Here is a 24,701-nt window from a genome sequence, read left to right on the forward strand (position 1 = left end):
CCGGGGACCCGTCGTACACGGGCGTCGCGTCCGTGCCCGGCCGGGCCCCGCATCCTCAGGGTCGCCGGCAGGCGGGAGGCGCGGTGCGACAGCGGCATGCGTCCCAGGCAACCCGTCGGGCCCGCGAGTTCGAGGCGTTCGTCGCGGGCGCGGCCGGGCGGCTGCTGCACGCCGCCACACTGCTCACCGCCGAGGCACCGGACGACAACCCGCGCGCCCGGCGCCTGCTGACGCTGTCGCTGGCCCACACGTACGCGTGCTGGGACCGGCTGCGCGGCGAGGATCCCTACGACCGCACCCGCCAGTACCTGGCGACCCGCTTCGAGCACGGCGCGTGGCACCAGTACGGCGGATTCGGCCGCTCCCGTCCGCACCCCGCGAGCCCGCTGGCCCCGCTCACCCCGCAGGAGCGGCTGATCCTCGTGCTCAGGCTCTACGAAGGCGTCGGCGAGGAGCAGACGGCCGCGCTGCTGGGCCTGTCGACGGAGCGCGTCCGGGCCATCTGCCACCGGGCGACGGCGACCCTGCTGCGCCGGTCACGGAACCCCGGGGCCGCCGTGCCGGCCGCGAAGGCGGTGCCGTCATGAGCTGTGCGTGTCACCGGAGCCTGGCATGAGGGGGAACGACCGTGAGGCCGCCGTGCGGCGCCTCATGGAGCAGACGCCGCGGCCCGTGCCGCCCGAGATCCACACGGAGGCGGTGCGCCGGGGCGGCCGCATGCTGCGGCGCAGGGCGCTCGCCCGCCGCGTGCTGTGGCTGCTGGCGTTCGCGGCGGCCGTGGCTTTCACGGTGTGGGCGATGACGGCCCACCCGTGGGTGGAGCCGCCGTCGGACACGACTCCACCCCTCACCGGCTGGTGACCCCGAGGGGAAGCCCTCAGCCGAGCGCCTGCTTGAGGTCCTCCAGCAGGTCGTCGGCGTTCTCGATGCCGACGGACAGCCGCACCAGGTCGCCGGGGACCTCGAGGGCCGAACCGGCCACGGAGGCGTGCGTCATGCGGCCGGGGTGCTCGATCAGCGACTCGACGCCGCCCAGGGACTCGCCCAGCGTGAACACCTTGGCGCGGTTGCACACCTCGACGGCCGCCTGCTCGCCGCCCTCGACACGGAACGAGACCATGCCGCCGAACGCCTTCATCTGCTTGGCGGCGACCTCGTGGCCGGGGTGTTCGGGCAGGCCCGGGTACAGGACGCCGGTCACGCGCGCGTGCCGGGTGAGCATGTCGGCGACCTTGGTGGCGTTCTCGCTGTGCCGGTCCATGCGCACGGAGAGGGTCTTGGTGCCGCGCAGCACCAGCCAGGAGTCGAACGGGCCGGCGACGGCGCCCATCGCGTTCTGGTGGAAGGCCAGTTCCTCGCCCAGGTCGGCGTCGTCGGTGATCAGGGCACCGCCGACGACGTCGGAGTGTCCGCCCATGTACTTGGTCAGCGAGTGCACGACGATGTCCGCGCCCAGGGAGAGCGGCTGCTGGAGGTAGGGCGTGGCGAAGGTGTTGTCGACGACCAGACGGGCGCCGGCGTCCCGGGCGACCTGAGCGACGGCGGCGATGTCGGTGATGCCGAGCAGCGGGTTGGAGGGGGTCTCCACCCACACGACCTTGGTCTTCGGGGTGAGGGCGGCCCGTACGGCGGCCGGGTCGCTGGTGTCGGCGACCGACCACTCCACGCCCCAGCGGGCCACGACCTTGGCGAAGAGCCGGAACGTGCCGCCGTAGGCGTCGTTGGGGATGACCACGTGGTCGCCCGGGCTCAGCAGCGTACGCAGCAGGCAGTCCTCGGCCGCCAGTCCGGACGCGAACGCGAGACCACGACGGCCGCCCTCCAGGGCGGCGAGGTTCTCCTCCAGCGCGGTCCTGGTCGGGTTGGCGCTGCGGCTGTACTCGTAGCCGCCGCGCAGGCCCCCGACGCCGTCCTGCTTGTAGGTGGACACCTGGTAGATCGGCGGGACGACCGCGCCCGTCAGGGGGTCGGCGGTGTTGCCCGCGTGGATCGCGAGCGTCTCGAAGTGATGACTGATGTGCCTGTCGCTCATGGGCACCGAGGGTAATGCGCCAAAGCGAGGAGTGCCGAGGAAGAGGCGACGCGAGCCGGGACGCGAGCCGGGAGCGGGGCCTTCCCGGCGGGGCTGCCGGCGCTGCGGGCGCCACGCGGTCGGGTTTTCCACAGGTTCGGGGGCCCTGTTGGCCAATTGTCGGCGGGGTCTGGTTCGCTTGTTCCATGGAGATTCTCTGGGTCCTGATCGCACTGGTCTTGCTGGGCTTCGTGCTGCTTCCCTTCCTGCGGCGCGGGCGTGGTGCGATCGGCTTGGTCTCGCCCGACCACCCGGACGCCGCGGACCCGGCGAACTACGGCTTCGTCCGCGAGGAGGAGCTCGACATCCGCATGCCCGGCCCCGACCAGGACCTGCTGGACGTCCTGGACGTGGTGCAGCGCACGCAGGACTACCGCGCGGCCCAGCAGCTCCTCGCGGGCACCGAGACGGAGGGCGAGCGGCGCTGGCAGCGCGTGCAGGCCTTCGCGGGCGCTGCCTCGCTGGAGCTCCAGCGGCGGCCCGGCGGGGTGGGCGAGTCGCCCGGCGGGCAGTGGCTGCGGGTGTGGCGGGCCGAGGCGCCCAAGGACGCGGGCGGCGCGGCGGTGCACGCCGAGTTCCTGGTGCAGCAGGCGTGGCGGACGGCGTCGCCCGGGACGGACGAGTTCCGGATCATCATGGAGGAGGCGAGGGCGGCGTGCGGCGAGGCGGCGCTGCTGTCCCCCGGCGACCCGATCCCGTACATCGTCGAGCTGTCCGTGGCCCGCGGTCTCGGCTACTCCCAGAAGGACTTCGAGCAGCTCTGGCTGAAGATCCTGGACCGCGCCCCGGTCCACATGGGGGCGCATCTGGCCGCCCTGCACTACTGGTGCGAGAAGTGGCACGGCTCCCGTGACCTGGCGTACTCGTTCGCGGAGGCCGCTGCGGCCCGGGCGCCCAAGGGCTCCCTCCTCGCGGCGATGCCCCTCTTCGCGGTGTTCGAGCACCTGCCCGAGGTGACCCTGGTCAGCAGCTTCTGGCAGTCCGAGGTCGTCACCAAGGCGGTGCACGGCGCGCTGCACGCGGTGCACTCGGCCCGCCCCGACGACCCGATGCTGGCGCACGTGCGGCACATGCTGGTCCTCTTCCTGGTCCGTGGCGAGCGCTGGTCGGAGGCCATGAGCCAGCTGGTCCACATAGACGGCCATGTCGGCGCCCTGCCCTGGACGCTGTCCGCCGACCCGGCGGCGGAGTTCGCGGTGTACCGGGCACTGGCGGTGGCGGGCTACGAGGCGAACGGCGGCAGCCCGGCGAGCCTCCCGCACTGACCCCCGGCCCCGGGCCTGCCGAGGTCGTCGCACCACCTCACCCCGCGTGAACGCCGCCCCGCACGGACGCTTCCCCGCATGCACACCGCTGGAGACCGCGTGTTCCCGCACAGCCGCACACCCCGACACCAGGCCGATGGCTGAGCGCCCGGACCCGGAGCGGGCCTTCGGCACGGGCTGGATCCTCGAGGAGAATCTGCGGCCCTTCTGCGAGTCGGTCGCGGAGTTCTCGGGCTACGGCTTCCACGACGCCGACTGGCAGGCCATCGAGAACGCCCTCCCGCAAACGGACGTCGACAGGCCTGACGGCTGGTACGACTACCCGCTGTCGGGCCGGGTACCGCTGACGCTGCTGGTCGCGGACGATCCCGGGTCCTCGGTCGTCTTCGTCGGGCTCACCGGGGAGTGCGACGACGACACGAGAGCGCGGATAGAAGCGGCGTGGCACATCTTCAGCGTGTACCGCGCCATCTGACAGGCGGGTCCGGGGTCCCGCCCCGGTTCGTCACGAGGCGCCGGTGACGGAACAATGGGACTCCCGCGCCGTGTGAGGTGGTGGCGATGCCCGCTTGGCATCTGCGTGACTATCACGACGACGACCTCGACCAGGCCATCGAGATCTGGGACCAGAGCCGCCGGGCCGACGAGAACCGGGTGTTCGCGGTCTCCGAGGTCATGACGGCGGCCAAGGCGGGACAGACGGCCGTCGTCGCGGTGGTCGGCGACGAACTGGTCGGAGTGGCCGTCGCACAGGCGCAGGGCAAGCGGGCATGGATCCTCCTGGTGGCGCTCGCCTCCCGCTGGCGCGAGCGGGGGATCGGGAGTGCTCTCCTCGCCGAGCTCGAAAGGCGCCTGCGGGCCCTGGGCGTGAGCCACATCAGCGCGCTGCTGCCCGCCGGTGCCGCGGGGACGAAGGCTCTGGAGAACTCCGGCTACCGGTTCCGCGACGATCTCGTCTACTACGAGAAGGTCGAACCCCCCGGGACCGCCAACACGGAGATCCTCACGGCACTGGGCGGCCGTATGCTGCCCGGCGGTCTGTGGAACGCCATGGCCGGCATGGAGCCGGAGAAGCGGGTCGTCGATCACCGTGTCGTGCTCCCTTTGACGGAGCCGACGCTGGCAGACCGTTACGGCGTCGCACCGCCCAAGGCGATCATCCTGTTCGGCCCACCGGGTACCGGAAAGACCAGTTTCGCCAGAGCGGTCGCCTCGCGGCTCGGCTGGCCGTTCGTGGAGCTCTTCCCGTCCCGGCTCGCGGCCGACACGAGCGAGGGCTTGGCCGTGGCCCTGCGGGAGGTCTTCGCGGATCTGGCAGAACTCGACTCGGTCCTGCTCTTCATCGACGAAGTCGAGGAGATCGCGGGCGCGCGCTCCGGAAAGGCGGTCGATCCCGGGCACGGAGTGACCAATGAACTGCTCAAGCTGATCCCCGGCTTCCGCGAGCACGACGCACGGCTGCTGGCCTGTGCCACCAACTCGATTCGCTCTCTCGACGCGGCGTTCCTGCGGCCGGGCCGGTTCGACTACGTCATCCCCATCGGCCCACCGGACGCATCCGCGCGGGCGGCGATCTGGACCCGCTACCTCACGACCTCCGCCGAGGCGGTGGACATCGACCGGCTCGTCCAGGCCAGCGACCTGTTCACCCCGGCCGACATCGCGTTCGCGGCCCGCAAGGGGGCACAGGCGGCGTTCGAGCGCGAAGTCAGCCTTCGCCAGGGGCGACCGGCGACGACCGAGGACTACATGACCGCCATCGCCGACACGCGGCCGACGCTCACCGCACAGGCGATCGAAGAGTTCGCGGAAGACATCGACAAGTACAGCCGGCTCTGAGGCGCGCCACCCACGCCATGGCGGCACAGACTCTCGCGGGGCGCCGCCGGGACCGCGAGGCCGGCGCGGCCCGGCCGTGGAGACGTCACCGATCGGTCTCCGCTCTTCGCCGGGCCGCCACGCGGTCAGCCCTTGGATCGGGCGGGCAGCCGCCATCCCGGGCGCGGGAAGTGGCAGGTGTAGCCGTCCGGGTATCGCTGTAGGTAGTCCTGGTGCTCAGGCTCGGCCTCCCAGAAGGGGCCGACCGGCTCCACCTCGGTGACGACCTTGCCGGGCCACAGGCCGGAGGCGTCCACATCCGCGATCGTGTCCTCGGCGATCCGCTTCTGCTCGTCGTCCACGTAGTAGATCGCCGAGCGGTAGCTGAGGCCGATGTCGTTGCCCTGGCGGTTCTTCGTGCTCGGGTCGTGGATCTGGAAGAAGAACTCCAGGATCGTGCGGTAGTCCGTCTCCGCGGGGTCGAAGAGGATCTCGATGGCCTCCGCGTGCGTGCCGTGGTTACGGTACGTCGCGTTCGGTACGTCACCCCCGGTGTATCCCACCCGGGTCGCCGTCACGCCCGGAAGTCGGCGGATCAGCTCCTCCATCCCCCAGAAGCATCCGCCCGCCAGCACGGCCCTCTGCGTCTGCGCAGCCATCGCCGCCGCCCTCCAATGTCCGTCAGCTCGCTCACTCGGGCTGCTCGGCCGCACACCACCGGCATCCCCTGACCACCCTCTTCAACGCGCGAGGGCTCCGGGGGATTCCGAGCCCGTCCGACCTGTTCCCGGGAAACGGCCCCGCGCCAGGACGGCCCGTGCACGGTGGCAATAGGGTTCCCCCGTGACTGCCCCCTTGAGTTCCACGAAAGCCCGTGACGCGCTGCGGATATCCGCGCGAGTGTCCGGGGAGCTGCTGCTCGTCCTCGTGATGCTGGCCGTGTCCCTGTGGCTGCTGGGCCGGATGTGGTCGGTCGTGTGGCCGCTCGTCGTCGGCTTGCTGCTCACCACGCTCACCTGGCCCGCGGCCCGGTTCCTGCGGCGGCGCGGGTGGCCGCCGGCGCTTGCCGCGTCGGTGGTGACCGTGTTGTTCCTGCTCGTCGCCGCGGGTGTGGTGGCGTTGATCGCGGTGCCGGTGGCGTCGCAGTCCGGTGAGTTGACCGACGGGGTGGTCGAGGGCATTCAGCGGCTGCGCGAGTGGGCCGCCGGACCGCCGCTGAACATCGGTGACGCGCAGATCAACAAGGCCTTCGACTCCGCGGTCGCGCGCGCCCAGCAGGGCGTCGGCAGCATGGTCGGCACGGTCGTCACGGGCGTCAGCACCGTGGTGAGCGGTGTGGTCACGGCCGTTCTCGCGCTGTTCCTGATGTTCTTCTTCCTCAAGGACGGGCCGAAGTTCCTGCCGTGGCTGTCCCGGCAGCTGCCCGGGCGGCTCGCCGACGACGTCCCCGTGGTCTTCGCGCGCGGCTGGGCCACGCTCGGCGCCTTCGTGCGGTCCCAGGCGGCCGTCGGTCTGCTCGACGCCGTGCTGATCGGCCTGGGCCTGTGGATCCTGGGCGTACCGCTGGTGCTGCCCCTGGCGGTGCTGACCTTCGTCTCCGCGTTCGTACCGATCATCGGCGCCCTGTTCGCGGGGTTCGTCGCCGTACTCATCGCGCTCGTCTCCAACGGCCTGACGGACGCGCTGATCGTGCTGGCCATCATCGTCGTGGTGCAGCAGCTCGAGGGAAACGTCTTCCAGCCCATGATCCAGAGCCGTGGGCTCGGCCTCCACGCGGCGGTGGTGCTGCTGGCGGTGACGCTGGGCGGCAGCCTGGCCGGCATCGTGGGCAGTCTGCTCGCCGTCCCCGTCGCCGCGCTGATCGCGGTGGTCTGGAACTACGTGCGGGAACAGCTCAGTGAGCCGCCCGAGGAGCCGGACGGCACCGACGAGCCGGACACCGCCGCCCCCGTCCTGCCGTAGCGGTTCCGGACGCCCTGCCGCCGTAGCGGTCCCGGACGCGCGAACGGCCCTTTCCGGGTCGCGGGGCTCCTCGTCGCTTGCGAGTCTGCAAGCGAAAGGAGTCCCGCGCCATGGTTGCTGTCGCCGCGTCGCCCGTACGTCTCGAGGCGTCTGTCGACGCCCGGCTGTCCCGATGGCTGTGGCTGGTGAAGTGGCTGCTCGCCATCCCGCACTACATCGTGCTGTTCTTCCTCTGGATCGCGTTCGTCGTCGTGAGCGTCATCGCGTTCTTCGCCATCCTGTTCACCGCCCGGTACCCGCGGTCCCTCTTCGACTTCAACGTCGGCGTGCTGCGGTGGAACTGGCGGGTCAGCTACTACGCCCACACCGCGCTCGGCACCGACCGGTACCCGCCGTTCACCCTCGCCGACGTGCCCGACTACCCGGCCCACTTCGACGTCGCCTACCCCGAGCGGCTGTCGCGCGGTCTGGTGCTGGTGAAGTGGTGGCTGCTGGCGATCCCCCAGTACATCGTCGTCGGCATGTTCCTGGGCGGCGGCTGGGGCTGGGGCGGAGGGCACGGCAACGGCTGGCGGGGCGGTGGCTTGATTTACTTCCTGTCCCTGGTGGCGGTGGTCATCCTGCTGTTCACCGCCCGCTATCCGCGGCACCTCTTCGACTTCCTGCTCGGCCTCGCCCGCTGGTGTGCGCGGGTGGCCGCCTATGCCGCGCTGATGACGGACCGGTACCCGCCGTTCCGCCTCGACCTGGGTGGGCGGGAGCCCTCCGCCCAAGATCCCCTGACGAAGACCTGATTCCGCAGCGGAAGCGTTTCCTCCCGCTCTGCGCCCCTCCTACGCTCCTCGGCATGACGGTCAGCCGAGCATTACAGATGATCATGGTCGTCGCCCTGGCCCTCGCGGGGGCGGTCCAGGGCGGAGTGAGCTCCGCGCAGGCCGAGGACGGCGGGCGGCAGCTGCTGTTCTACAACCACGCCTACGGTGTGTTCGACCGGGCGACCGCGGACGCCATCGAGCACTCCGCCTATCTGCGCGACTTCGCCAACTTCCAGGTCCGCACCACCACCGGTGCCGGCGGACAGACCTGGACCGGCCGCTATCTGATGGGCCGCGAGACCTACCTGGAGCTGTTCGGGGTCGGCGACGTGCCGGGCAAGGACGGCACCCTCGGCGCCGCCGGCACGGGCGTCTCGGCCGAGCGGGCCGGCGATCTGGCGACGGTGGTCACGCGGTTGCGCGAGCTGGGGATCAGCGACCCCGTCGAGTTCCAGCAGACCCGGGACTTCGGGGACGGCGTCCCCGTGCCGTGGTTCGACGCCGTCCTCACCACCGGCGAGTACGACCTCTTCAACGCCTGGGGATCCGAGTACCGGCCGGAGTACTTCGCCGACCCGCGCGGCAACACCGAACCCGCCGCCTACCCCGGTGACGTGGGCCGCGAGCGCTACCTGTCCGACGCCTACCGCGACCACCTGATGCGGGACGTGACCGGCATCCGCCTGGCCGTGACGGCGGGGGACCTCGCCGACACCGTGCCGCTGCTCGAGGCCGGCGGGTTCGCCGTACGGTCCCTGCCCGGCGGGGGCGTCGTCGCGAAGGGCGGCGGCACCATGCTCCGGTTCGACGCCGTACCCGCCGAGCGGGCGGGGCTCCGGCAGGTCGAGATGTCGCTGAACCGGCCGGTCTCCTCCCGGCACGTGGAGCGGATCGGCCACTCGGACCTCGTCGTCGGCCCGGGCTCCCGTGCCGTGTGGACCTTCGGCGACCAGGACCGGCCGACCGGCTAGACCCGGTCGGCAGGCCCCCTGCCGCCGAGACCCCGGTCGACGAGGACTAGCCCAGCCTCTCCGCGAGGAACTCCTCCCAGGTCCGCTTCCCCACCTCCGCCCCCGCCCCCACCGGCGACAGGTTCGCTCCCACCCGGTACGCCCGCCCCGCCTTGCCGGGGATGCGCACCGGCAGCATCGGACGACGCCGGCCGCTGTGGCGGAGGTAGGGGCGGGCCAGGGCGGCGAGGTCGTAGAGGTGCGGGCCGACCAGGTCGGGGACGAGGCCGGACGGCGCGCCGAGGGTCAGTTCCGCGAGCCGGGCGGCGACCTCGCGGGAGTCGACCGGCTGGAGCCGGAGGCCGCCGGGCACCGGGAACACCGGCAGCTTCGCCATCTTCTCGACCATGGTCAACGCGAGGTCGTGGAACTGGGCCGCCCGCAGGGCCGTCCACGGGATGCCCGACTCGGCGACGGCCCGCTCCGACTCCAGCTTCGTCCGCATCCAGGCCAGTGGGACCCGGTCCGCGCCGACGACCGAGATGTAGACCAGGTGCCGTACGCCGGCCCGGGACGCGGCGCGCACCAGGGTGCGGGTCGCCTCGTCGTCGCGCTTGGGGCCGCCCGCCAGGTGCAGCACGGTCGCCGCACCGGCGACGGCGGCCTCGACGCCCTCGCCGGTGAGCAGGTCGCCGGCGACGTGGTCGACGCCGTCCGTGCTGGGGTGCCGGGTGAGGATCCGGACGTCGTGGCCGCAGGAGCGCAGCAGCGGGACGACGTGGCCGCCCAGAGTGCCCGTCCCGCCGGTGACCAGGATGGGGGATGTGGTCATGACTGCTCCCAGCTCTTCGGTCTCGCCTTCGCTTTCGCCTTCGCCGGTATGACGGTGGGCGGGGCGGCGATGTGACAGGCGGATGCGCGAGCCGGGATGTGCGGGAGATCAGCCGCCGCTGCCGTACGGCCGCGTGATGATCTCCAGGCGGTGGCCGTCGGGGTCGTCGAAGTACGTGCCGCGGCCGCCGTCGTTGTGGTTGATCTCGCCGGGGCGGCTGTGGAAGGGGTCCGCCCAGTACGTCAGACCGGCCTCCCGGATCCGGGCGAAGATCTGGTCGAACTCGTCCTCCGAGACGAGGAAGGCGTAGTGCTGGGGCGTGATGGCGCCGGGGCTGTCCATGTAGTCGAGCGTCACACCGTTGGGGATCTCGACCGGGAGGAACGGGCCGTAGGGCGGGCTCACCTCGAGTCCCAGGAGATCGGCGAGGAACCGGGCCGAGGCGCGCTTGTCGTGGGCGACGACGATGGTGTGGTTCAGCTGCACGGTCATGGTGAACCTCCCCTCCCGAACCAGACTACTCCGGTGCGAACTGGGGCAAATACCACCTCAGTTCGCACCGGAGCAGCTCACCTCACGCCGGAGCGGAGTGTCAGATCGTCGCCGTGTCGATCACGAACCGGTAGCGCACGTCGCTGGCGACCACCCGGTCGTAGGCCTCGTTGATCTGGTCACCGCGGATCAGCTCGATCTCGGCACCGAGGCCGTGCTCGGCGCAGAAGTCCAGCATCTCCTGGGTCTCCGCGATGCCGCCGATCATGGAACCGGCGAGCGACTTGCCGCCACCGATCACCGAGAACAGGCTGAGGGAGATCGGCTCCTCGGGGGCGCCGACGTTCGCCAGCGTGCCCTCGGGCTTCAGCAGCGCGAGGTAGGAGTTGAAGTCCAGCGGGGCCGACACCGTGGACACGATCAGGTCGAAGGTGCCCGCCAGCTCCTCGAAGGTCTTCGGGTCGCTGGTGGCGTAGTAGTGGTCGGCGCCCAGTCGCAGGCCGTCCTCCTGCTTGCGCAGGGACTGCGACAGCACGGTCACCTCGGCGCCGAGGGCGTGCGCGATCTTGACGCCCATGTGGCCGAGGCCGCCCAGGCCGACGATCGCGACCTTCTTGCCGGGGCCGGCGCCGAAGCGCTTGAGCGGGGAGTAGAGGGTGATGCCGGCGCACAGCAGCGGCGCGGCGACGTCGAGGGAGAGGCCGTCGGGGATGCGGACGACGAAGTTCTCGTCGACGACGACCTTCTGCGAGTAGCCACCGTAGGTGGGCTCGCCGTCGCGGCCGATGCCGTTGTACGTCTGGACGTTGCCCTCGACGCAGTACTGCTCACGGCCGGCCTTGCAGTTCTCGCACTCGCGGCAGGAGTCGACCATGCAGCCGACGCCCACGCGGTCGCCGACGGCGAACTTGGTGACGCCCGGGCCGACCTCGGAGACGACGCCGGCGATCTCGTGGCCGGGGACCATCGGGAAGATCGCCTCGCCCCAGCCCTCCTGGGCCTGGTGGATGTCGGAGTGGCAGATACCGGCGAACTTGATGTCGATCAGAACATCGAACTCGCGGACCTCGCGGCGCTCGATGGTGGTGCGCTCCAGCGGAGCCTTCGGTGCGGGTGCGGCGTACGCGGCGACAGTGGTCATGCCGGGGTTCTCTCCTAGCAGGTTCCGTGCCCGGTTGCCTTCGGGATCTATCTGGCCGGGCACGATCCCCAGCGTGCCTGAGCCGCGAGCGGCTACCCAGACCACGGTTTTGCGTACGCACAGCATGCGTACCACTGGCGGGGTCAGGCTCGTGTGCGTACGACCATGAATACTGGAGGGCATGGACGAACAGCCCGAACCCGTACAGGAGCCCGCACCGGAGTCCGGCGGGGGCCTGGACCGGCGTGCCGAGCTCAGTGAGTTCCTGCGCACCCGGCGTGCCCGGCTGAAGCCGGAGGACGTGGGTCTGCCCGACTTCGGGCGGCGCCGGGTCCCGGGGCTGCGCCGCGAGGAGCTGGCCCAGCTGGCCGGGGTGTCCGTGGCGTACTACACACGGCTGGAGCAGGGCAACGGGAACAACGTCTCGGCGGAAGTCCTGGACGCGATCGCCCGCGCCCTGCGGCTGAGCGACGCCGAGCACGCCCACCTGACGCACCTGGCGAAGCCGAAGCAGCACAAGAAGAAGCCGGTGGCGCGCAGCCAGCAGGTGCGGCCGACGCTGCGGCATCTGCTGGACTCGATCGACAGCGTCCCGGCGTACATCGTCGGCCGCCGCTCGGACGTCCTGGCCTGGAACCGGATGGCGGCGGCCCTCTTCGGCGACTGGGCGGAGCTGCCGCCGGCCGAGCGCAACTGGGCGCGGCTGGTGTTCCTGCGGCCCGACTACCGCGACCTCTTCGTCGAGTGGGACCAGAAGGCCAAGGACATGGTCGGCTACCTGCGCATGGACGCGGGCTGCCACCCGGACGACCCGCAGCTGTCGGCGCTGGTCGGCGAACTGTCCGTGAAGAGCGAGGATTTCCGCCGCCTGTGGGCCGCGCACGACGTCAAGGAGAAGAGCTACGGCGTCAAGCGCATGCGGCACCCGCTGGTCGGCGAGCTGACCCTGTCCTTCGAGACGTTCCGCCTCGTCGACGACGCCGAACAGTCCCTGATCACCTACCACGCGGAACCGGGCGCCCCGTCGGCGGAGGCCCTGCGCCTCCTGGCGAGCTGGGGCACGGACGCGACGCGCTCCGGCGCGAGGGCTTCGACCCCGTCGGAGTGAGTCCACCCCGGACTGCATGCGCTCCTCGGAGCATACGGCGGACCCGCCGGAAGCCGAGCTCCCGGCGGGCCGTCAACGCGCGTGCCTTACGGCCTACTTGCCGTAGTACGCGTTGTAGATCGAGATCGTCGACTTGTTGCCCTTCTTGTCGGCGATCTTGGCGTGGAAGGAGATGGCCTTTCCCTTCTCGGGGTTCTTGACGCTGATCTTGCCGTTCTTGACGTCGACCTTCTTCCAGGTCTTGCCGTAGTCGTACGACACGTACACCGACAGCGACTTCAGGTTGCTGCCCTTGGCCGCGCCCTCGACGGTGACCGGGACGGTGGCCGTCTTGCCGGCCGGGACCTTGCTGTCCAGGCCCGTGGCCGCGTTGAAGCGGGCCGTGGAGACGGGCAGTTTCACTCGCGTGTCACCGGACGGCTTCTTGGAACGGAAGGTCCAGCTGGCGTCGATGCGGGTCGAGGCCGCCGCTACCTTGACGCTGCGCTTGACCGACGTCGTCAGCTTGTACTCGGCGTCGGCGGACCGGACCTTGAACTCCTCGCCGAACAACGGGTCGGTGTTGGAGCCGACCTTGGTGCCGTTGCGGTAGAGATTCGTCGCGACCGATGTGAAGTCGGACGAGCCGGCGTGTCCGGCGCCGTCGGCGAACAGCGGCAGCGAGCCGTAAAGGGCGTTGCCCATGCGGAACACACCGAACTCGGCGTTCAGATGCGGACCGAAGACCGCCGTGTTAAAGGTCTTCGTGTACTTCTGACCGGCCTTGAACGTCTGCGGGTCACCGAGCGTGTAGCCAGCCTCAGGGATCGGAACGCCGTCCGCGTCCTTGCCCTTGTATTGCGTGAAGTCGATGGTCCACTGGACCTTGTCAGACGTCGAGAGGTACAGCGTGCGCGCGCTCGGCAGCTTCTGCTCCACGGGGACACCGAAGACCACGTTCTCGGGAAGCATGCCCGTGGTGAACAGATCGCCGGTCTTGCCCGACGCCGCCGCACCCATGTCGTTCTTCACCGTGGCGAGCTCACTCGCCTTGAAGTGCCGGACCTTGTCTCCCTGGATCTTATTGACCTTGGCGGTGGTGACCACGTTGTACTCGGCGGTATCGCCCTTGGTCCACTGCCCGTTCCAGGTCTGACTCAGCCCGGAGGTCTCCGGGCCAAGGTGGGCCATGCGCAGGTCGGCGAACGAGCCGACGCCCATACCGCGACCGGAGCCCGCCGGCTCGTAGAAGAAGTCGGTCATCGCGGATAGCGGCTTGGCCTGCGCATCCGGGACCCTGATGTCGGCCGGCTTCGTCTTACGGGCGTCAAGGGTCACCGTGGTGTTCTTGGTGACGGCCAGTTTCGGCTGGACCAGCCAGTCGATACCGCTCTCGAACGTCTCGACGTTCTCGGCGATCCAGCCGTTCAGCAGGTAGGTACCCCTGGGCACGCGCAGCGTGACCGCGCCCGAAGGTGCGGCCGGCACCTCATATTCACGGTCCTTGGCCAGGCCCGCGTAGCCCGAGAGGTCGGTGCCGTAGATGTCCGTCGGCTTCCCGTCCCTGCCGATGTGCTTGACGGTGACGTCGTACGACTCGATCTCGCGCTGCACCGCTGCCGCCGTGCGGACGCTCTGCCCGTCGCCCGTCGCCGTCACGTACGCCGAGTAGGCGCCGTCGACGGTGCCGCCCAGCTTGGTGTTCACGGTGACCGGGACGGAGGCCTTGCCGCCGGCCGGGACCGTCACCGAGGTGGCGCCGAGCTTGAAGAAGCCGGCCGGGGCGGCCTGGCCCTTCGGGTTGGTGGCGGTCGACGCCAGCTTCAGCGTGACGGCCTTCGTACCGAGGTTGCGGTACGTCAGCTCCTTGGTGACCGGCTTGTCGTCGGTGTGCGGCCACTGCTGGACACCGAAGCTCACGGATCCCGGCTCGGCGATCACGGACTGCTTGATGGCCTTGTCGACCTGGATACGGCCCGAGCCCTGCTCGAACGGGGTGTACTTGCCGCCCTTGGTGGAGCCGGTGAGGGCGCCCTTCAGCTCGGCGTACTTCCACTGCGGGTGCTGCTGCTTGAGGATCGCCGCCGCGCCCGCCACGTGCGGGGTCGCCATCGACGTACCGGAGATCGTCATGTAGCCGGGCGGGTTCTCGCCGACCTCGCCGGCTATCTGGTTGCCCGGGGCGGAGGCCGCGGTGATGTCCACGCCGGGCGCGGTCACGTCCGGCTTGAGGGCTCCGTCCAGGCCGGGGCCACGGCTGGAGAAGGGGGCCAGCTTGTCCTTGTCGTCGACCGCGCCCACGGTCAGGGCCGCGGCGGCGCTGCCCGGGGAGCCGACGGTCTGCTCGCCGAACTCGCCCTCGTTGCCGGCGGCGATGGCGAACAGGACGCCCTTCTCCTCGGACAGCTTGTTCACCGCCGCTTCCATCGGGTCGATCGCCGGCGTGTCGCCGCCGCCCAGGCTCATGTTGATGACGTCGGCGCCCTGGGCGACGGCCCACTCCATGCCGGCGAGGATCTCGGAGTCGCTGCCGAATCCGCCGTCGTCGAGCACCTTGCCGTTGAGGATCTTCGCGCCGGGCGCGACGCCCTTGTACTTGCCGCCGGACTTCTTGCCCGTGCCGGCCGCGATGGAGGCGACGTGCGTGCCGTGGCCGACCTTGTCGGAGGCGTCGGGCGAGGTGGTGAAGTTCTTGGCGCCGATCACCTGCCCCTTGAGGTCGTCGTGGGTGCCGTCGACACCCGTGTCCAGCACGGCGATCTTCACGCCCTTGCCGTCGTAGCCGGCGGACCACGCCTTGGGCGCGCCGATCTGCGGGACGGACTTGTCGAGGCTGGCCTTGCGGACGCCGTCGAGCCAGACGTGCGCGATACCGGAGGCTGTCCTGTCGCCGTTGGTCACGGCGTCCCACAGCTCGGGCGTGTCCTCCTGCGGTGTCTGCACCGCGTCCGCGTTCAGGGACTTCAGGGAGTGGCTCAGCCTGCCCGCGTCGCGGACGTCGGCCTTGGCGGCCCCGGCACCCCCCTGGTAGCCGACGATGACCTTCAGGCCCTTCTTCTGGGCCTTGCGGGTCGCCGACTTGTTGAGCTCGGTGACGTCGAAGAGCCGCTGGTCGAGCTTGCCGGCGGCGACCAGGCGGGCCGCGTCGGCCGGGATCACGAGGGTGCGGCCGTCGAGCTTGCGGAGCTGGACGGGTATGTCCTCACGGCCCTTGGCCCGCTCCAGGCCGACGACCCGGCCCTTGGCGTCCAGCACGACCCGGTCGCCGGTGATCAGCGTGACGCGGGACTTCGCGGTGAAGGACGCCGACTTGGCGGTGGCGGCCGGCTGTTCTCCGTTCGCCGACGCCGGGCTGGTCATACCCGCCGCCAGGGCTACGGCTGCCGCTGCTGCGACCGTGGCCGCGCACGCCTTTTTCACTTGTCTGCGCAAGTTTCCCCCTTGCAGAAGTACCAGGCGAATTCCCCGTTCACCCGGCCGGGGGCGGTCTCGCACGCATGCCCGTACGCCCCCCGGAATACGCAGTATGCCGGGGGATGATCAGGTGCTCAATAGATGAGAAGAAGGTGAGAAACCCGTCGGCCGACTGTTACACGGCCGCCGGAACTCCGTTACGGACTCGTGTGGTTACGCGCGCCGACGCCGCGCGCCGGCGCCACGCGTGACGCTTTCCTCGCCAGGGCCGAGTCGTGAGTGACCGTCACGAAAGCGCATAGGAAAGTGGATGAGAAGAAATGACTCAAGCCGCCGCCCGGCCCCTTTCCGGGGCGGGCGGCGGCTTGTCCGCGTGCTGCTGTGGAAGCGTCAGACAGGCGTCATACAGGCGCCGGACCGGCGAGGGACCGGCGTCAGGCCGCCGAACCGGCCTTCCACTGGGCCCAGTCCATGTTCCAGCCGTTGAGTCCGTTGTCCGGCGCGACGGTCTTGTCGCCGGTGTTCTGGACGACCACGACGTCACCGATCATCGAGTTCTTGAAGAACCACGCGCCCGGGGTGTTCGGGTCGTTGGCGCCCTTCGCGTCCTGGAGGCCGACGCAGCCGTGGCTGGTGTTCACGTTGCCGAAGATGGACTTCGCGCCCCAGTAGTTGCCGTGGATGAAGGTGCCCGAGCTGGACAGGCGGATGGCGTGGGGCACGTCCTTGATGTCGTACTCGCCCTTGCCGTCGTCGTCCGTGAAGCCCACGGTCGCGCCGTTCATGCGCGTCTCCTTGAACTTCTCGGACATCACCATGGTGCCCTCGTACGTCTTGTTGTCCGGCGATCCGGCGGAGATCGGGATGGTCCGGACGACCTTGCCGTCCTGCGTGACCTTCATCTGCTTGGTCTTCGCGTCGACGTAGGAGATCTGGTTGCGGCCGATCTTGAAGGTGACCGTCTTCTGCTGGACGCCGTAGACGCCCTTGGCGCCCTCGACACCGTCGAGCGCGAGCTTCAGAGTGACGGTGGAGCCTTCCTTCCAGTAGTCCTGGGGACGGCAGTCCATGCGGTTGGCGTTGAACCAGTGGCAGGCGACCTCCTGGCCGCTGGTCGTGCTGACCGTGATGCCCTTCTGGACGGCGGCCTTGTTGGTGATCGCCTTGTCGAAGTTGATCGAGACCGGCATGCCGACGCCGACGGTGGTGCCGTCGTCCGGCGTGAAGTTGCCGATGAAGCTGTTGGCCGGGGAGACCGTGGTGAACGAGGCGTTCTCGTGGGCGATGCGCCCGTCGGAGTCCTTCGCCTCCGCCGCCAGCTTGTAGGTGGTGGAGCGCTCCAGCTGCGTGCTGGGCTTCCAGCTCTTCTTGTCGGCGGATATCTGGCCGTCGACCTCGCTGCCGTCGGTCGTCGTCATCTTCACGTCCGTGAGCGTTCCCTTGCTCACGGTGACGCCGGCGGAGTTGTTGATGGAGGCGTTGTCGGAGCCGTCCTCCGGCGTGATCTTGATCTGCGCCTCGGAGGTCTTCTTGGCCGCTGCCTCGTCGACCTTCGACTGGGAGCTGCCGCCGTCACCCCCGGAGGCGTCGTCGTCGCCGCCGGAACACGCTGAGAGCACCAGCACTCCGCCGAGCAGTGCGGACGCGACCGTCAGGCCCTTGCGCCGCTTACTGACCGTCATCACACGCTTCTCCATCGTTGCCGATTTCCCCAAAACCCCGAGTGTCCCCGTCAAGTCCAAGTGCCCCCGTCGGAACTCGTGAGTCCTCGCCGGAACCCGAGAGTCCTCGTCGAGAACCTTCAACGCTACGACCGGTTCGTCAGGTTCCCCATGTCGCGCAGGTGTGGGGATCACCACGTCCACGGCGTTCGGCGCGGACGGTGCGGGTGTGGTCGGTGCGCCGCTTGAGACGCGAGAACCCCGGACGGCGGTTCCCGTCCGGGGTCTTTTGATGCCCGAACAGCCTCAGCCGCCGTTGTCGTCCTCCGCCACATCATCCTCGTCGAGGTCCCAGTCCGGCGAGTCGGGGTCGTACTCGATCCGCTCGCTGCTCCAGGAAGCCTGCTGTAGCTCCACCCCGGGCACCCGGCTGACCAGGTCGAACGGGTCCACGAGGACCGCGAGGGCCTCGGCGGTGTCTTCCGTCACAGTGCTCTCGGCGTGGGCCAGCTCCGCCGCCGGCAGCCCCGCGTCGTCGGCGAGCCGGCGCAGCGCGGACTTGGTGATCGCGTCCGCGTCCTCCACCTCGACGACGAGTTCCACCCGAAGCCGTACAAAACGTGATGTCTCAGGAGTGCTCATCCCGGGAGGGTAAGGCCAGATGCTCCCGTGACTTTCCCGTGACCCGCGACTTTCACTAACATCGCCCCACACGGCCAATTCGCCAGCGCCACAAGGGGATCGATATTCCGTGTCATCCGTTCGCCGTCCGTTGCTGACCGCCACCGCCGCAGCGACCCTGCTGGGCGCCCTGTGGTTCGTCCCGTCCGCCAACGCGACGTCGGACTCCCCGGTGAGAGACGCGGTCGCGGCGAGCCCGTCGCCGCAGGTCACGGAGCAGGCCCGGATCGCGGCCACGACCGCGGGCGACTCGGTCACCGGCACCCGTCTCGCCGACACGGGCAGCTTCGACACCACGCCGTACGTGGTGGGCGGCACGCTCTGCCTCACGCTGGGCGCGGGCTTCGTCGTGTACTCGGTCCGCCGGGAACGGCTCGGATTCTGACGTCACGTGCCGGGGCCCTGCCGGTCGGCGGGCCCCGGTCGCCACTCGCCCCCGCGGGAGTCCCTACCGCAGCGGTCCGGTGACCGTCTCCACGGCCGCGAGCAGCCGCCCGTCACGCACGAAGGCGTCCGCGGCGGCCAGGTCCGGCGCCAGGAACCGGTCCGGCCCGGGACCCTGAACTCCCGCTTCCCGTACGGCCTTGATGACCGCCTGCGTCGCGGGCGCCGGGGTCAGCCCCTCGCGCAGCTCGATCGCGCGGGTGGCCGCGTACAGCTCGACGGCGAGGACGCGGGTGAGGTTGTCGACGGCCGTGCGCAGCTTGCGCGCCGCCGACCAGCCCATCGACACGTGGTCCTCCTGCATCGCGGAGGACGGGATGGAGTCGGCCGAGGCCGGTACGGCGAGCCGCTTCAGCTCGCTCACCAGCGCGGCCTGCGTGTACTGAGCGATCATCAGACCCGAGTCCACACCGGCGTCGTCGGCGAGGAACGGCGGCAGGCCGTGGCTGCGGTTCTTGTCGAGCAGCCGGTCGGTGCGGCGCTCGGCGATGGAGCCGAGGTCGGCGACGGCGACGGCGAGGAAGTCCAGGACGTAGGCGACGGGTGCCCCGTGGAAGTTGCCGTTGGACTCGACGCGTCCGTCGGGCAGCACGACCGGGTTGTCCACCGCCGCGGCCAGCTCGCGGTCGGCGACCAGCCGGGCGTGGGCCATGGTGTCCCGCCCGGCCCCGGCGACCTGCGGCGCGCAGCGCACCGAGTAGGCGTCCTGGACGCGCGGGGCGTCGTCCTGGTGGTGCCCGGTCAGGCCCGAACCCTTCAGCACGGCCGCCATGTTGGCGGCGCTGGCGGCCTGCCCCGGGTGCGGCCGGATGGCGTGCAGCTCGGGGGCGAGGACCTTGTCGGTGCCGAGCAGGGCCTCCATCGACAGGGCGGCCGTGACGTCGGCGGACCGGTACAGCGTGTCCAGGTCGGCCAGGGCCATGACCAGCATGCCGAGCATGCCGTCCGTGCCGTTGAGGAGGGCGAGGCCTTCCTTCTCGCGCAGTTCGACCGGCTGGATGCCGTGCGCGGCGAGGAGTTCGGCGGCCGGGCGTACGGCACCGTCGGGGCCCTCGGCGTCCCCCTCCCCCATGAGCGCGAGCGCGCAGTGGGACAGCGGGGCGAGGTCGCCCGAGCAGCCGAGGGAGCCGTACTCGTGCACGACCGGGGTGATGCCGGCGTTGAGGAGGTCGGCCATGGTCTGTGCGACCTCGGGGCGTACGCCGGTGTGCCCGGAGCAGACGGTCTTCAGCCGGAGGAACATCAGGGCGCGTACGACCTCGCGCTCGACCCTCGGCCCCATCCCGGCGGCGTGCGAGCGGACGATGTTGCGCTGGAGCTGTGCGCGCAGTTCCGGGCTGATGTGCCGGGTCGCCAGGGCGCCGAAGCCGGTGCTCACGCCGTACACGGGGTCCGGCTTGGCCGCCAGCGCGTCGACGATCTCGCGGGCCGCGGCCAGGGCGGCCACCGCCTCCTCGGAGAGCTGTACGCGGGCGCCGCCGCGCGCCACGGCGAGCACGTCGGACGCGGACACGCCGGACGTCCCCACCACCACAGTGTGCATATCCATATTCAGGAGCGTACGCAGTGAATTCGATGATGTCACCACTGGGGACGGGTTGCGCCCCTTACCGGTACGTCACACCGGCCCGGGCCGCTTCCTACGGCGCGTGCCGCCCGCGGAACCGCCGGCGCTCGCCGTCGGCCTCCCTGGACGGCTCGTCGGCGAGCCGCACGACCGGGTCGTCGGGTCCGGCCCGGCCGGCGACGACCGGCCGGGTGGCCCGCTCGGCCTTGGCCCGGTACTGGGCGGCGTCGGCGAGCCGGAACAGCCGGCGGGCCGACGGCACGGGCCCGATCGGATCCTCGGTGGAGGCGACGCCGCAGGCCACGCCGTCCCCGAGCTCCAACTCCGCGGCGCGGCGGCACAGTTCCTCAGCCGCCTTCACGACCTGGTCGGCGGTCGGCCCCACCGCGAGCAGACAGAACTCGTCCCCGCCGAGCCGCGCCGCCAGCGCCCCCGGCAGCATGGCCCCGCACAGCGACAGCACCGACCCGAAGCGCTCCAGCAGCCGGTCGCCGGCGGCGTGCCCGTGGGTGTCGTTGACCCGCTTGAGCCCGTTCAGGTCACACACCACGAGGCTGACGACGACCCCGTCCCTGCGATGCCGCTCGATCGCCCGCTCCAGGCGTACGTCCACGGCACGGCGGTTGGCGAGTCCCGTCAGCGCGTCGGTGTACGCGAGGCGCCGGGCCTCCTCCAGCCGCTCGGTCTGGGCGATGCCGGCGGCGACCACGGAGGCCAGGACGGTGGCGAAGTCGGCGTCGGCCCGCTCGAAGACGGGCTCGCCGGCCGGCCGGGCGACGTACAGCTCGCCCCAGGCCCGGCCGTGCAGCACGATGGGCGCGACCACGCAGCAGCCGCGGCCCCTGCGGCGCAGGGCGGCGACGCGCTGGTGGCAGTACCCGGGGCGTCCGGCCGCGGGCCCCTCGGCGGTCTCCACCCACGCGTCGGGCTCCCCGCCGCCCGCCCACTGCTCGTGCAGGAACTCGGTGATCTCCGCGAACTGGTGCACCGGATAGGCCTCGTCCTCCGGGAACTCCTCCTCCCCTTCGGCCAGCTCACCCACGTTCACGAGGACCCTCAGCCGCCCGATCTCCCGCTCCCACACCGACAGCGCGGCGAAACTCCCACCCAGCGCCCGGCACGCCCCGGCAGCCGCCGCACGCCACGCCTCACGCGACCCGTGCGCAGCCGCCATCCCCTGAGCCAACGCGACGACGGCCACCAGCCGTCTGTCCTCACCCATCACTCCAGGCTAGGGAGTTTCCAGCCAGACTGACCTGTTTACGACGCGAACGGGGCGGACCAACTTAGCTGCGGGCAGTCGTGCCGCTAGGGGAGCCTCGGCTGGGCGCAACGGCACCCCGCACCCACCCAGCTGCGGGCAGTCGTGCCGCTGGGCGGCACGGGTGGGCGCAGCGGCACCCCGCCACGCCGGGCTGCGAAACCCCCCGCCCCCAGCAAGGACGCCGAGCCCCGACTCACCGGCCCTCAGCTCACCCCCCCCCCGGCCACTTGCTCACTCCCCCGGCCACTCCGGCTTCCGCTTCTCGTTGAACGCCGCAACCCCTTCCGCCCGATCCCCGGAGAACGCCACAGCCCGCCAGGCCGCATCCTCGACCTCGAGCCCGGCCCGCAGGTCCAACCCCTGCCCCAGCCGCAACGCCCGCTTCGCCGCCCGCAACCCCACCGGCGAGTTCCCCGCGATCCGAGCAGCCAGCTCCAACGCCACCTCCCGGTCCCGCCCCTCCTCCACCACCTGGTCCACCAGCCCCAACTCCCCGGCCTCCACGGCCTCGACCCGCCGCGCCGAGAAGATCAGCTCAGCCGCCCGCGCCGCCCCCACCCGCCGCGGCAGCAACTGCGTCCCCCCACCCCCGGGGATCACCCCCACCGACACCTCCGGCAACCCCACCACCGCCGTACGGTCCGCCACGATCACGTCGCACGCCAGCGCCAGCTCGAAGCCGCCCCCCAGCGCGAACCCGTGCACCGCCGCCACCGTCGGCACCGGCAGCTCCAGCACCCCGGTGTACGCCCCCCGGGCCACCGGCCGCTGCCGCACCAGCTCCGCGTCGCTGAACGAGTTCCGCTCCTTCAGGTCGGCCCCCACGCAGAACGCCCGCTCGTGCGTGGAGGTCAGCACGACCACCCGCACCTCCCGGTCCGCCTCCAGCGCCGCGCACGCCCCGGCCACGGACCGCGCCATCTCCGTCGACACCGCGTTCATCGCCTTGGGCCGGTCCAGGACGAGCTCCGCGACATGCCCCTGCTCGTGCCGCCGCACCAGCACGAACTCCCCGAACCGTTCCTCACTCATGACACCCTCCGGTTAACGCGGGTTAACAGCACCGTCGCCCCGATCATCGCAGCCGCATCCCACCCGCGAAAGAGCCGACGCGACCAGCCCCCGCACACCACCCGCCCCTCACCCGCCCACCCGTTCGAGTGACATCACCCCAACTCCGACCCAATAGCCCATGGGAGCGCATAGCGTGCGTCCGCCACGGCGCAATGGGGGCGCGTGCGCATCGGGGAGGGAACGCGATGACGACGGACACGCCGACGAGGCCACAGCGGGACACCCCGTTCCAGGAGTCACCCCCTCCCCACGGGCCGCCCCACCCGGAAACCGGCCCGCTCACCGCACGCGGCCTGTTCACCGCGCGCGTCCGGGGCCGGCACCGCAGGCCCCGCCCCCACAAGGCCCTGCTCGCCGTCGGCGGCCTCGCCCTGGCCGCGGGCGCCCTGAGCCTCGTACGCCCGGCCTCCGGCCCCGGCCCCGGCACAGACGGCGGCGGCACCGTCGAGGCCGACCCCCGTCCGGACCCCATCACCACCGCCACCGACCGGGCCACCGACACCACGGTCACGGCCCCCGCCGCTCCCGACGCGGGTCCCTCGTCACCCACCGCCCTGGGCGGCCTGACCCCGTCCCCGGGCACCCGAGGCCCCGCCGCCGCCTCGTCCGCCCCACCCGCGACGACCACCGGCTCCCGGGCGACACGTACGACCGCCACTCCCGCGGCCACGACCATCCCCGAGACGCCGAACACCCCGGCACCGGCATCCCCGGGCGCCGCCCCACGCCCGGCACCGGCCCCGTCGTCGCCGAGCCGGACCGCACCGGCCCCCACGCCCGAGCCCGACGAACCGGAGAAGCCGAAGAAGCCGAGGAAACCGCACGATCCCGACCTGTGCGTCCCGGTCATCGGCCTGTGCGTGGACACCCCGGGCGACCGCGACTGATGGCCGTGTCGGCTCTGTCAGCCCAGGCAGCCCCGGCAGCTCCGGCGGCCCCGTCAGCCGCCGTCCCGCCGCGTGAGCAGCCAGGGCTCCACGACGCCCAGCCCACGCACGGGCCGCTGCCACATCGGCTGCAAGGCGAACCGGTACGCCGGCGGCTCCTCGCCCTCCTTCTCCGCCGTCGCCGCCTCCTCGGCCGCCTCCGCCTCGGAGGCCGGGGCGTCCTGCGTGCGGATCAGCTCCTCGGCGAAGGCGGTGTCGACGAGGACGGCGTCCTTGGGAGCTATCGAGGTGAGCCGGGAGGCCAGATTCACGGTCGTGCCGAAGACATCGCCCATCCGGGTGGTCACCGTGCCGAACGCCATGCCGACGCGCAGCTCCGGCATCGTCTCGTCGTGCGCCATGGTCTCGATCAGGCGCAGGGCGATCTCGGCCGCCGTGCCCGCGTCGTCGGCGGCGTACAGCACCTCGTCACCGAGGGTCTTGATCAGCCGTCCGCCGTTCGCGGCCACCAGGTCGGCCGCCGTCGTTTCGAAGGCCTCGACCAGCTCGCCGAGCTCCTCCTCCTCCATCCGGCGGGTCAGCCGCGTGAACCCGACCAGGTCCGCGAACCCGACCGCGAGCCGCCGGTCGACCATCTCCTCGTCGTCAGCGGCCTGGACGACCCGCCCGGCCGAGGCGGCGAGCTGCCGCCGCCAGACGTAGACGAGGAACTCCTCCAGCTCGGGCAGGAGCAGCTCGACGATCGGGTACGTCACCTCGGTGCGCGTCATACCCGGCTCGGGCGGCTCGGTCAGGCCCTCCAGGAAGGAGTCGATCTGCCATTCGGCGAGCCGCGCGGTGGTCTGCCCGGTGGACCGGGCCACCTGTACGGCCATCGCCTCGCTCAGCAGCCCCGCCTCGACGAGACCGGCGAGGCGCCGCAGGGCGAGGACGTCCGCCTCGGTGAGTGCCTTGGCCTGCCCTATGTCGGCGAAGCCCATGGCCCGCCAGAAGCGGGAGGCCAGCTCCATGGAGACGCCGGCGCTGCGGGCCGCCTGAAACGGTGTGTAGCGGCGCTCGGCGCCCAGGATGAGCCCTTCGAGGCGCAGGGCGAGCGGATCCTCGCCGGAGTCGGCGCCCTGCGCGTCCTCGCCGGAACCCGAGTCGTCGACGGTCACGCGTGTTGCCCTTCCGATCTGTCACGGTCATGTATCGACCGGCCTCAACTCTACGGCAGGTGTGCGCCAGCTCACTCCGTCAGGGCCAGCCGGGGGGTGAGGGACCCGGCGTCATGAGG

The 24,701-nt window shown here is 71.2% G+C and carries 23 protein-coding genes; 11 read left to right on the plus strand and 12 right to left on the minus strand.

What is annotated here, in order from left to right; translation table 11 throughout:
- The first annotated feature begins 83 nt into the window (after window positions 1-83).
- Window positions 84-587 carry a sigma factor-like helix-turn-helix DNA-binding protein gene (locus tag ABEA82_RS07185; RefSeq protein ID WP_345660532.1) on the plus strand — a complete coding sequence of 168 codons (504 nt, stop codon included), beginning with the start codon at window positions 84-86 and terminating at the stop codon, window positions 585-587.
- Between the two features lie 25 nt (window positions 588-612).
- Window positions 613-861: a hypothetical protein gene (locus tag ABEA82_RS07190; RefSeq protein ID WP_345660533.1), complete on the plus strand. Its 249-nt coding sequence runs from the start codon at window positions 613-615 to the stop codon at window positions 859-861.
- A 16-nt stretch (window positions 862-877) separates the two neighbouring features.
- On the opposite strand, the gene ABEA82_RS07195 is transcribed toward ABEA82_RS07190, so the two are convergent.
- Window positions 878-2,032, minus strand: a complete 1,155-nt coding sequence (locus ABEA82_RS07195) for a cystathionine gamma-synthase (RefSeq protein ID WP_345660534.1) — start codon at window positions 2,030-2,032, stop codon at window positions 878-880.
- Window positions 2,033-2,217: 185 nt separating this feature from the next.
- Here ABEA82_RS07195 and ABEA82_RS07200 point away from each other — a divergent pair, with 185 nt between their 5' ends.
- The 3 genes from ABEA82_RS07200 to ABEA82_RS07210 all read left to right on the plus strand — a co-directional run bounded on the left by ABEA82_RS07200 (window position 2,218) and on the right by ABEA82_RS07210 (window position 5,175).
- Complete coding sequence (locus ABEA82_RS07200; protein ID WP_345660535.1) at window positions 2,218-3,336, plus strand: hypothetical protein; 1,119 nt, start codon at window positions 2,218-2,220, stop codon at window positions 3,334-3,336.
- 136 nt (window positions 3,337-3,472) lie between these two features.
- Window positions 3,473-3,811: a hypothetical protein gene (locus tag ABEA82_RS07205; protein WP_345660536.1), complete on the plus strand. Its 339-nt coding sequence runs from the start codon at window positions 3,473-3,475 to the stop codon at window positions 3,809-3,811.
- Between the two features lie 77 nt (window positions 3,812-3,888).
- On the plus strand, window positions 3,889-5,175 hold the full coding sequence (locus tag ABEA82_RS07210) for an ATP-binding protein (protein ID WP_345660537.1): 1,287 nt from the start codon (window positions 3,889-3,891) through the stop codon (window positions 5,173-5,175).
- A 125-nt stretch (window positions 5,176-5,300) separates the two neighbouring features.
- Here ABEA82_RS07210 and msrA read toward each other — a convergent pair whose 3' ends face one another.
- Window positions 5,301-5,813, minus strand: a complete 513-nt coding sequence (msrA, locus tag ABEA82_RS07215) for a peptide-methionine (S)-S-oxide reductase MsrA (RefSeq protein WP_345660538.1) — start codon at window positions 5,811-5,813, stop codon at window positions 5,301-5,303.
- Between the two features lie 196 nt (window positions 5,814-6,009).
- On the opposite strand from msrA, the gene ABEA82_RS07220 reads away from it, so the two are divergent.
- The 3 genes from ABEA82_RS07220 (at window position 6,010) to ABEA82_RS07230 (ending at window position 8,902) form a co-directional block, all read left to right on the plus strand.
- On the plus strand, window positions 6,010-7,116 hold the full coding sequence (locus tag ABEA82_RS07220; RefSeq protein ID WP_423652260.1) for an AI-2E family transporter: 1,107 nt from the start codon (window positions 6,010-6,012) through the stop codon (window positions 7,114-7,116).
- A 110-nt stretch (window positions 7,117-7,226) separates the two neighbouring features.
- Window positions 7,227-7,910: a DUF4389 domain-containing protein gene (locus ABEA82_RS07225; RefSeq protein WP_345660540.1), complete on the plus strand. Its 684-nt coding sequence runs from the start codon at window positions 7,227-7,229 to the stop codon at window positions 7,908-7,910.
- A 77-nt stretch (window positions 7,911-7,987) separates the two neighbouring features.
- Window positions 7,988-8,902, plus strand: a complete 915-nt coding sequence (locus ABEA82_RS07230) for a DUF5829 family protein (protein ID WP_345660992.1) — start codon at window positions 7,988-7,990, stop codon at window positions 8,900-8,902.
- 46 nt (window positions 8,903-8,948) lie between these two features.
- On the opposite strand, the gene ABEA82_RS07235 is transcribed toward ABEA82_RS07230, so the two are convergent.
- The 3 genes from ABEA82_RS07235 to ABEA82_RS07245 form a co-directional block, all read right to left on the minus strand.
- Window positions 8,949-9,713 (minus strand): SDR family oxidoreductase, encoded by a 765-nt coding sequence (locus ABEA82_RS07235; RefSeq protein WP_345660541.1) that lies wholly within the window; start codon window positions 9,711-9,713, stop codon window positions 8,949-8,951.
- A 108-nt stretch (window positions 9,714-9,821) separates the two neighbouring features.
- Window positions 9,822-10,205, minus strand: a complete 384-nt coding sequence (locus tag ABEA82_RS07240; RefSeq protein WP_345660542.1) for a VOC family protein — start codon at window positions 10,203-10,205, stop codon at window positions 9,822-9,824.
- Between the two features lie 100 nt (window positions 10,206-10,305).
- Window positions 10,306-11,346, minus strand: coding sequence for an NAD(P)-dependent alcohol dehydrogenase (locus ABEA82_RS07245; RefSeq protein ID WP_345660543.1), 1,041 nt, complete (start codon window positions 11,344-11,346; stop codon window positions 10,306-10,308).
- A gap of 181 nt (window positions 11,347-11,527) precedes the next feature.
- Between ABEA82_RS07245 and ABEA82_RS07250 the strand changes: the two genes are divergently transcribed.
- Window positions 11,528-12,454, plus strand: a complete 927-nt coding sequence (locus tag ABEA82_RS07250) for a helix-turn-helix transcriptional regulator (protein WP_345660544.1) — start codon at window positions 11,528-11,530, stop codon at window positions 12,452-12,454.
- 93 nt (window positions 12,455-12,547) lie between these two features.
- Here ABEA82_RS07250 and ABEA82_RS07255 read toward each other — a convergent pair whose 3' ends face one another.
- The 3 genes from ABEA82_RS07255 to ABEA82_RS07265 form a co-directional block, all read right to left on the minus strand.
- Window positions 12,548-15,865: a S8 family peptidase gene (locus ABEA82_RS07255; protein WP_345660545.1), complete on the minus strand. Its 3,318-nt coding sequence runs from the start codon at window positions 15,863-15,865 to the stop codon at window positions 12,548-12,550.
- Window positions 15,866-16,281: 416 nt separating this feature from the next.
- Window positions 16,282-17,529: a L,D-transpeptidase gene (locus ABEA82_RS07260; RefSeq protein ID WP_345660546.1), complete on the minus strand. Its 1,248-nt coding sequence runs from the start codon at window positions 17,527-17,529 to the stop codon at window positions 16,282-16,284.
- A gap of 285 nt (window positions 17,530-17,814) precedes the next feature.
- The gene (locus tag ABEA82_RS07265; protein ID WP_345660547.1) at window positions 17,815-18,150 is read right to left on the minus strand and encodes a hypothetical protein; all 336 of its coding nucleotides are present in this window, start codon (window positions 18,148-18,150) and stop codon (window positions 17,815-17,817) included.
- A 130-nt stretch (window positions 18,151-18,280) separates the two neighbouring features.
- Here ABEA82_RS07265 and ABEA82_RS07270 point away from each other — a divergent pair, with 130 nt between their 5' ends.
- Window positions 18,281-18,574, plus strand: coding sequence for a hypothetical protein (locus ABEA82_RS07270; protein WP_345660993.1), 294 nt, complete (start codon window positions 18,281-18,283; stop codon window positions 18,572-18,574).
- 63 nt (window positions 18,575-18,637) lie between these two features.
- On the opposite strand, the gene hutH is transcribed toward ABEA82_RS07270, so the two are convergent.
- The 3 genes from hutH to ABEA82_RS07285 form a co-directional block, all read right to left on the minus strand.
- A complete protein-coding gene (hutH, locus tag ABEA82_RS07275; protein WP_345660994.1) occupies window positions 18,638-20,176 on the minus strand; it encodes a histidine ammonia-lyase in 1,539 nt (512 codons plus the stop codon).
- Window positions 20,177-20,273: 97 nt separating this feature from the next.
- Window positions 20,274-21,422, minus strand: a complete 1,149-nt coding sequence (locus ABEA82_RS07280; protein WP_345660548.1) for a GGDEF domain-containing protein — start codon at window positions 21,420-21,422, stop codon at window positions 20,274-20,276.
- A 273-nt stretch (window positions 21,423-21,695) separates the two neighbouring features.
- Complete coding sequence (locus ABEA82_RS07285) at window positions 21,696-22,496, minus strand: enoyl-CoA hydratase/isomerase family protein (RefSeq protein ID WP_345660549.1); 801 nt, start codon at window positions 22,494-22,496, stop codon at window positions 21,696-21,698.
- Between the two features lie 227 nt (window positions 22,497-22,723).
- On the opposite strand from ABEA82_RS07285, the gene ABEA82_RS07290 reads away from it, so the two are divergent.
- Window positions 22,724-23,425 (plus strand): hypothetical protein, encoded by a 702-nt coding sequence (locus ABEA82_RS07290; protein WP_345660550.1) that lies wholly within the window; start codon window positions 22,724-22,726, stop codon window positions 23,423-23,425.
- A gap of 53 nt (window positions 23,426-23,478) precedes the next feature.
- Here ABEA82_RS07290 and ABEA82_RS07295 read toward each other — a convergent pair whose 3' ends face one another.
- Complete coding sequence (locus tag ABEA82_RS07295; RefSeq protein WP_345660551.1) at window positions 23,479-24,582, minus strand: adenylate/guanylate cyclase domain-containing protein; 1,104 nt, start codon at window positions 24,580-24,582, stop codon at window positions 23,479-23,481.
- Window positions 24,583-24,701 lie beyond the last annotated feature (119 nt).

Source organism: Streptomyces venetus (assembly GCF_039540295.1).
Classification (GTDB): Bacteria; Actinomycetota; Actinomycetes; order Streptomycetales; family Streptomycetaceae; genus Streptomyces; species Streptomyces venetus.

Bases quoted from the DNA above. Each gene is read 5' to 3' on its own strand.
- ABEA82_RS07190 (WP_345660533.1), top strand. From the start codon at position 613: ATGAGGGGGAACGACCGTGAGGCCGCCGTGCGGCGCCTCATGGAGCAG.
- ABEA82_RS07195 (WP_345660534.1), bottom strand. From the start codon at position 2,032: ATGAGCGACAGGCACATCAGTCATCACTTCGAGACGCTCGCGATCCAC.
- ABEA82_RS07200 (WP_345660535.1), top strand. From the start codon at position 2,218: ATGGAGATTCTCTGGGTCCTGATCGCACTGGTCTTGCTGGGCTTCGTG.
- ABEA82_RS07205 (WP_345660536.1), top strand. From the start codon at position 3,473: ATGGCTGAGCGCCCGGACCCGGAGCGGGCCTTCGGCACGGGCTGGATC.
- msrA (WP_345660538.1), bottom strand. From the start codon at position 5,813: ATGGCTGCGCAGACGCAGAGGGCCGTGCTGGCGGGCGGATGCTTCTGG.
- ABEA82_RS07225 (WP_345660540.1), top strand. From the start codon at position 7,227: ATGGTTGCTGTCGCCGCGTCGCCCGTACGTCTCGAGGCGTCTGTCGAC.
- ABEA82_RS07230 (WP_345660992.1), top strand. From the start codon at position 7,988: ATGATCATGGTCGTCGCCCTGGCCCTCGCGGGGGCGGTCCAGGGCGGA.
- ABEA82_RS07235 (WP_345660541.1), bottom strand. From the start codon at position 9,713: ATGACCACATCCCCCATCCTGGTCACCGGCGGGACGGGCACTCTGGGC.
- ABEA82_RS07240 (WP_345660542.1), bottom strand. From the start codon at position 10,205: ATGACCGTGCAGCTGAACCACACCATCGTCGTCGCCCACGACAAGCGC.
- ABEA82_RS07245 (WP_345660543.1), bottom strand. From the start codon at position 11,346: ATGACCACTGTCGCCGCGTACGCCGCACCCGCACCGAAGGCTCCGCTG.
- ABEA82_RS07250 (WP_345660544.1), top strand. From the start codon at position 11,528: ATGGACGAACAGCCCGAACCCGTACAGGAGCCCGCACCGGAGTCCGGC.
- ABEA82_RS07260 (WP_345660546.1), bottom strand. From the start codon at position 17,529: ATGACGGTCAGTAAGCGGCGCAAGGGCCTGACGGTCGCGTCCGCACTG.
- ABEA82_RS07265 (WP_345660547.1), bottom strand. From the start codon at position 18,150: ATGAGCACTCCTGAGACATCACGTTTTGTACGGCTTCGGGTGGAACTC.
- hutH (WP_345660994.1), bottom strand. From the start codon at position 20,176: ATGCACACTGTGGTGGTGGGGACGTCCGGCGTGTCCGCGTCCGACGTG.
- ABEA82_RS07280 (WP_345660548.1), bottom strand. From the start codon at position 21,422: ATGGGTGAGGACAGACGGCTGGTGGCCGTCGTCGCGTTGGCTCAGGGG.
- ABEA82_RS07285 (WP_345660549.1), bottom strand. From the start codon at position 22,496: ATGAGTGAGGAACGGTTCGGGGAGTTCGTGCTGGTGCGGCGGCACGAG.
- ABEA82_RS07290 (WP_345660550.1), top strand. From the start codon at position 22,724: ATGACGACGGACACGCCGACGAGGCCACAGCGGGACACCCCGTTCCAG.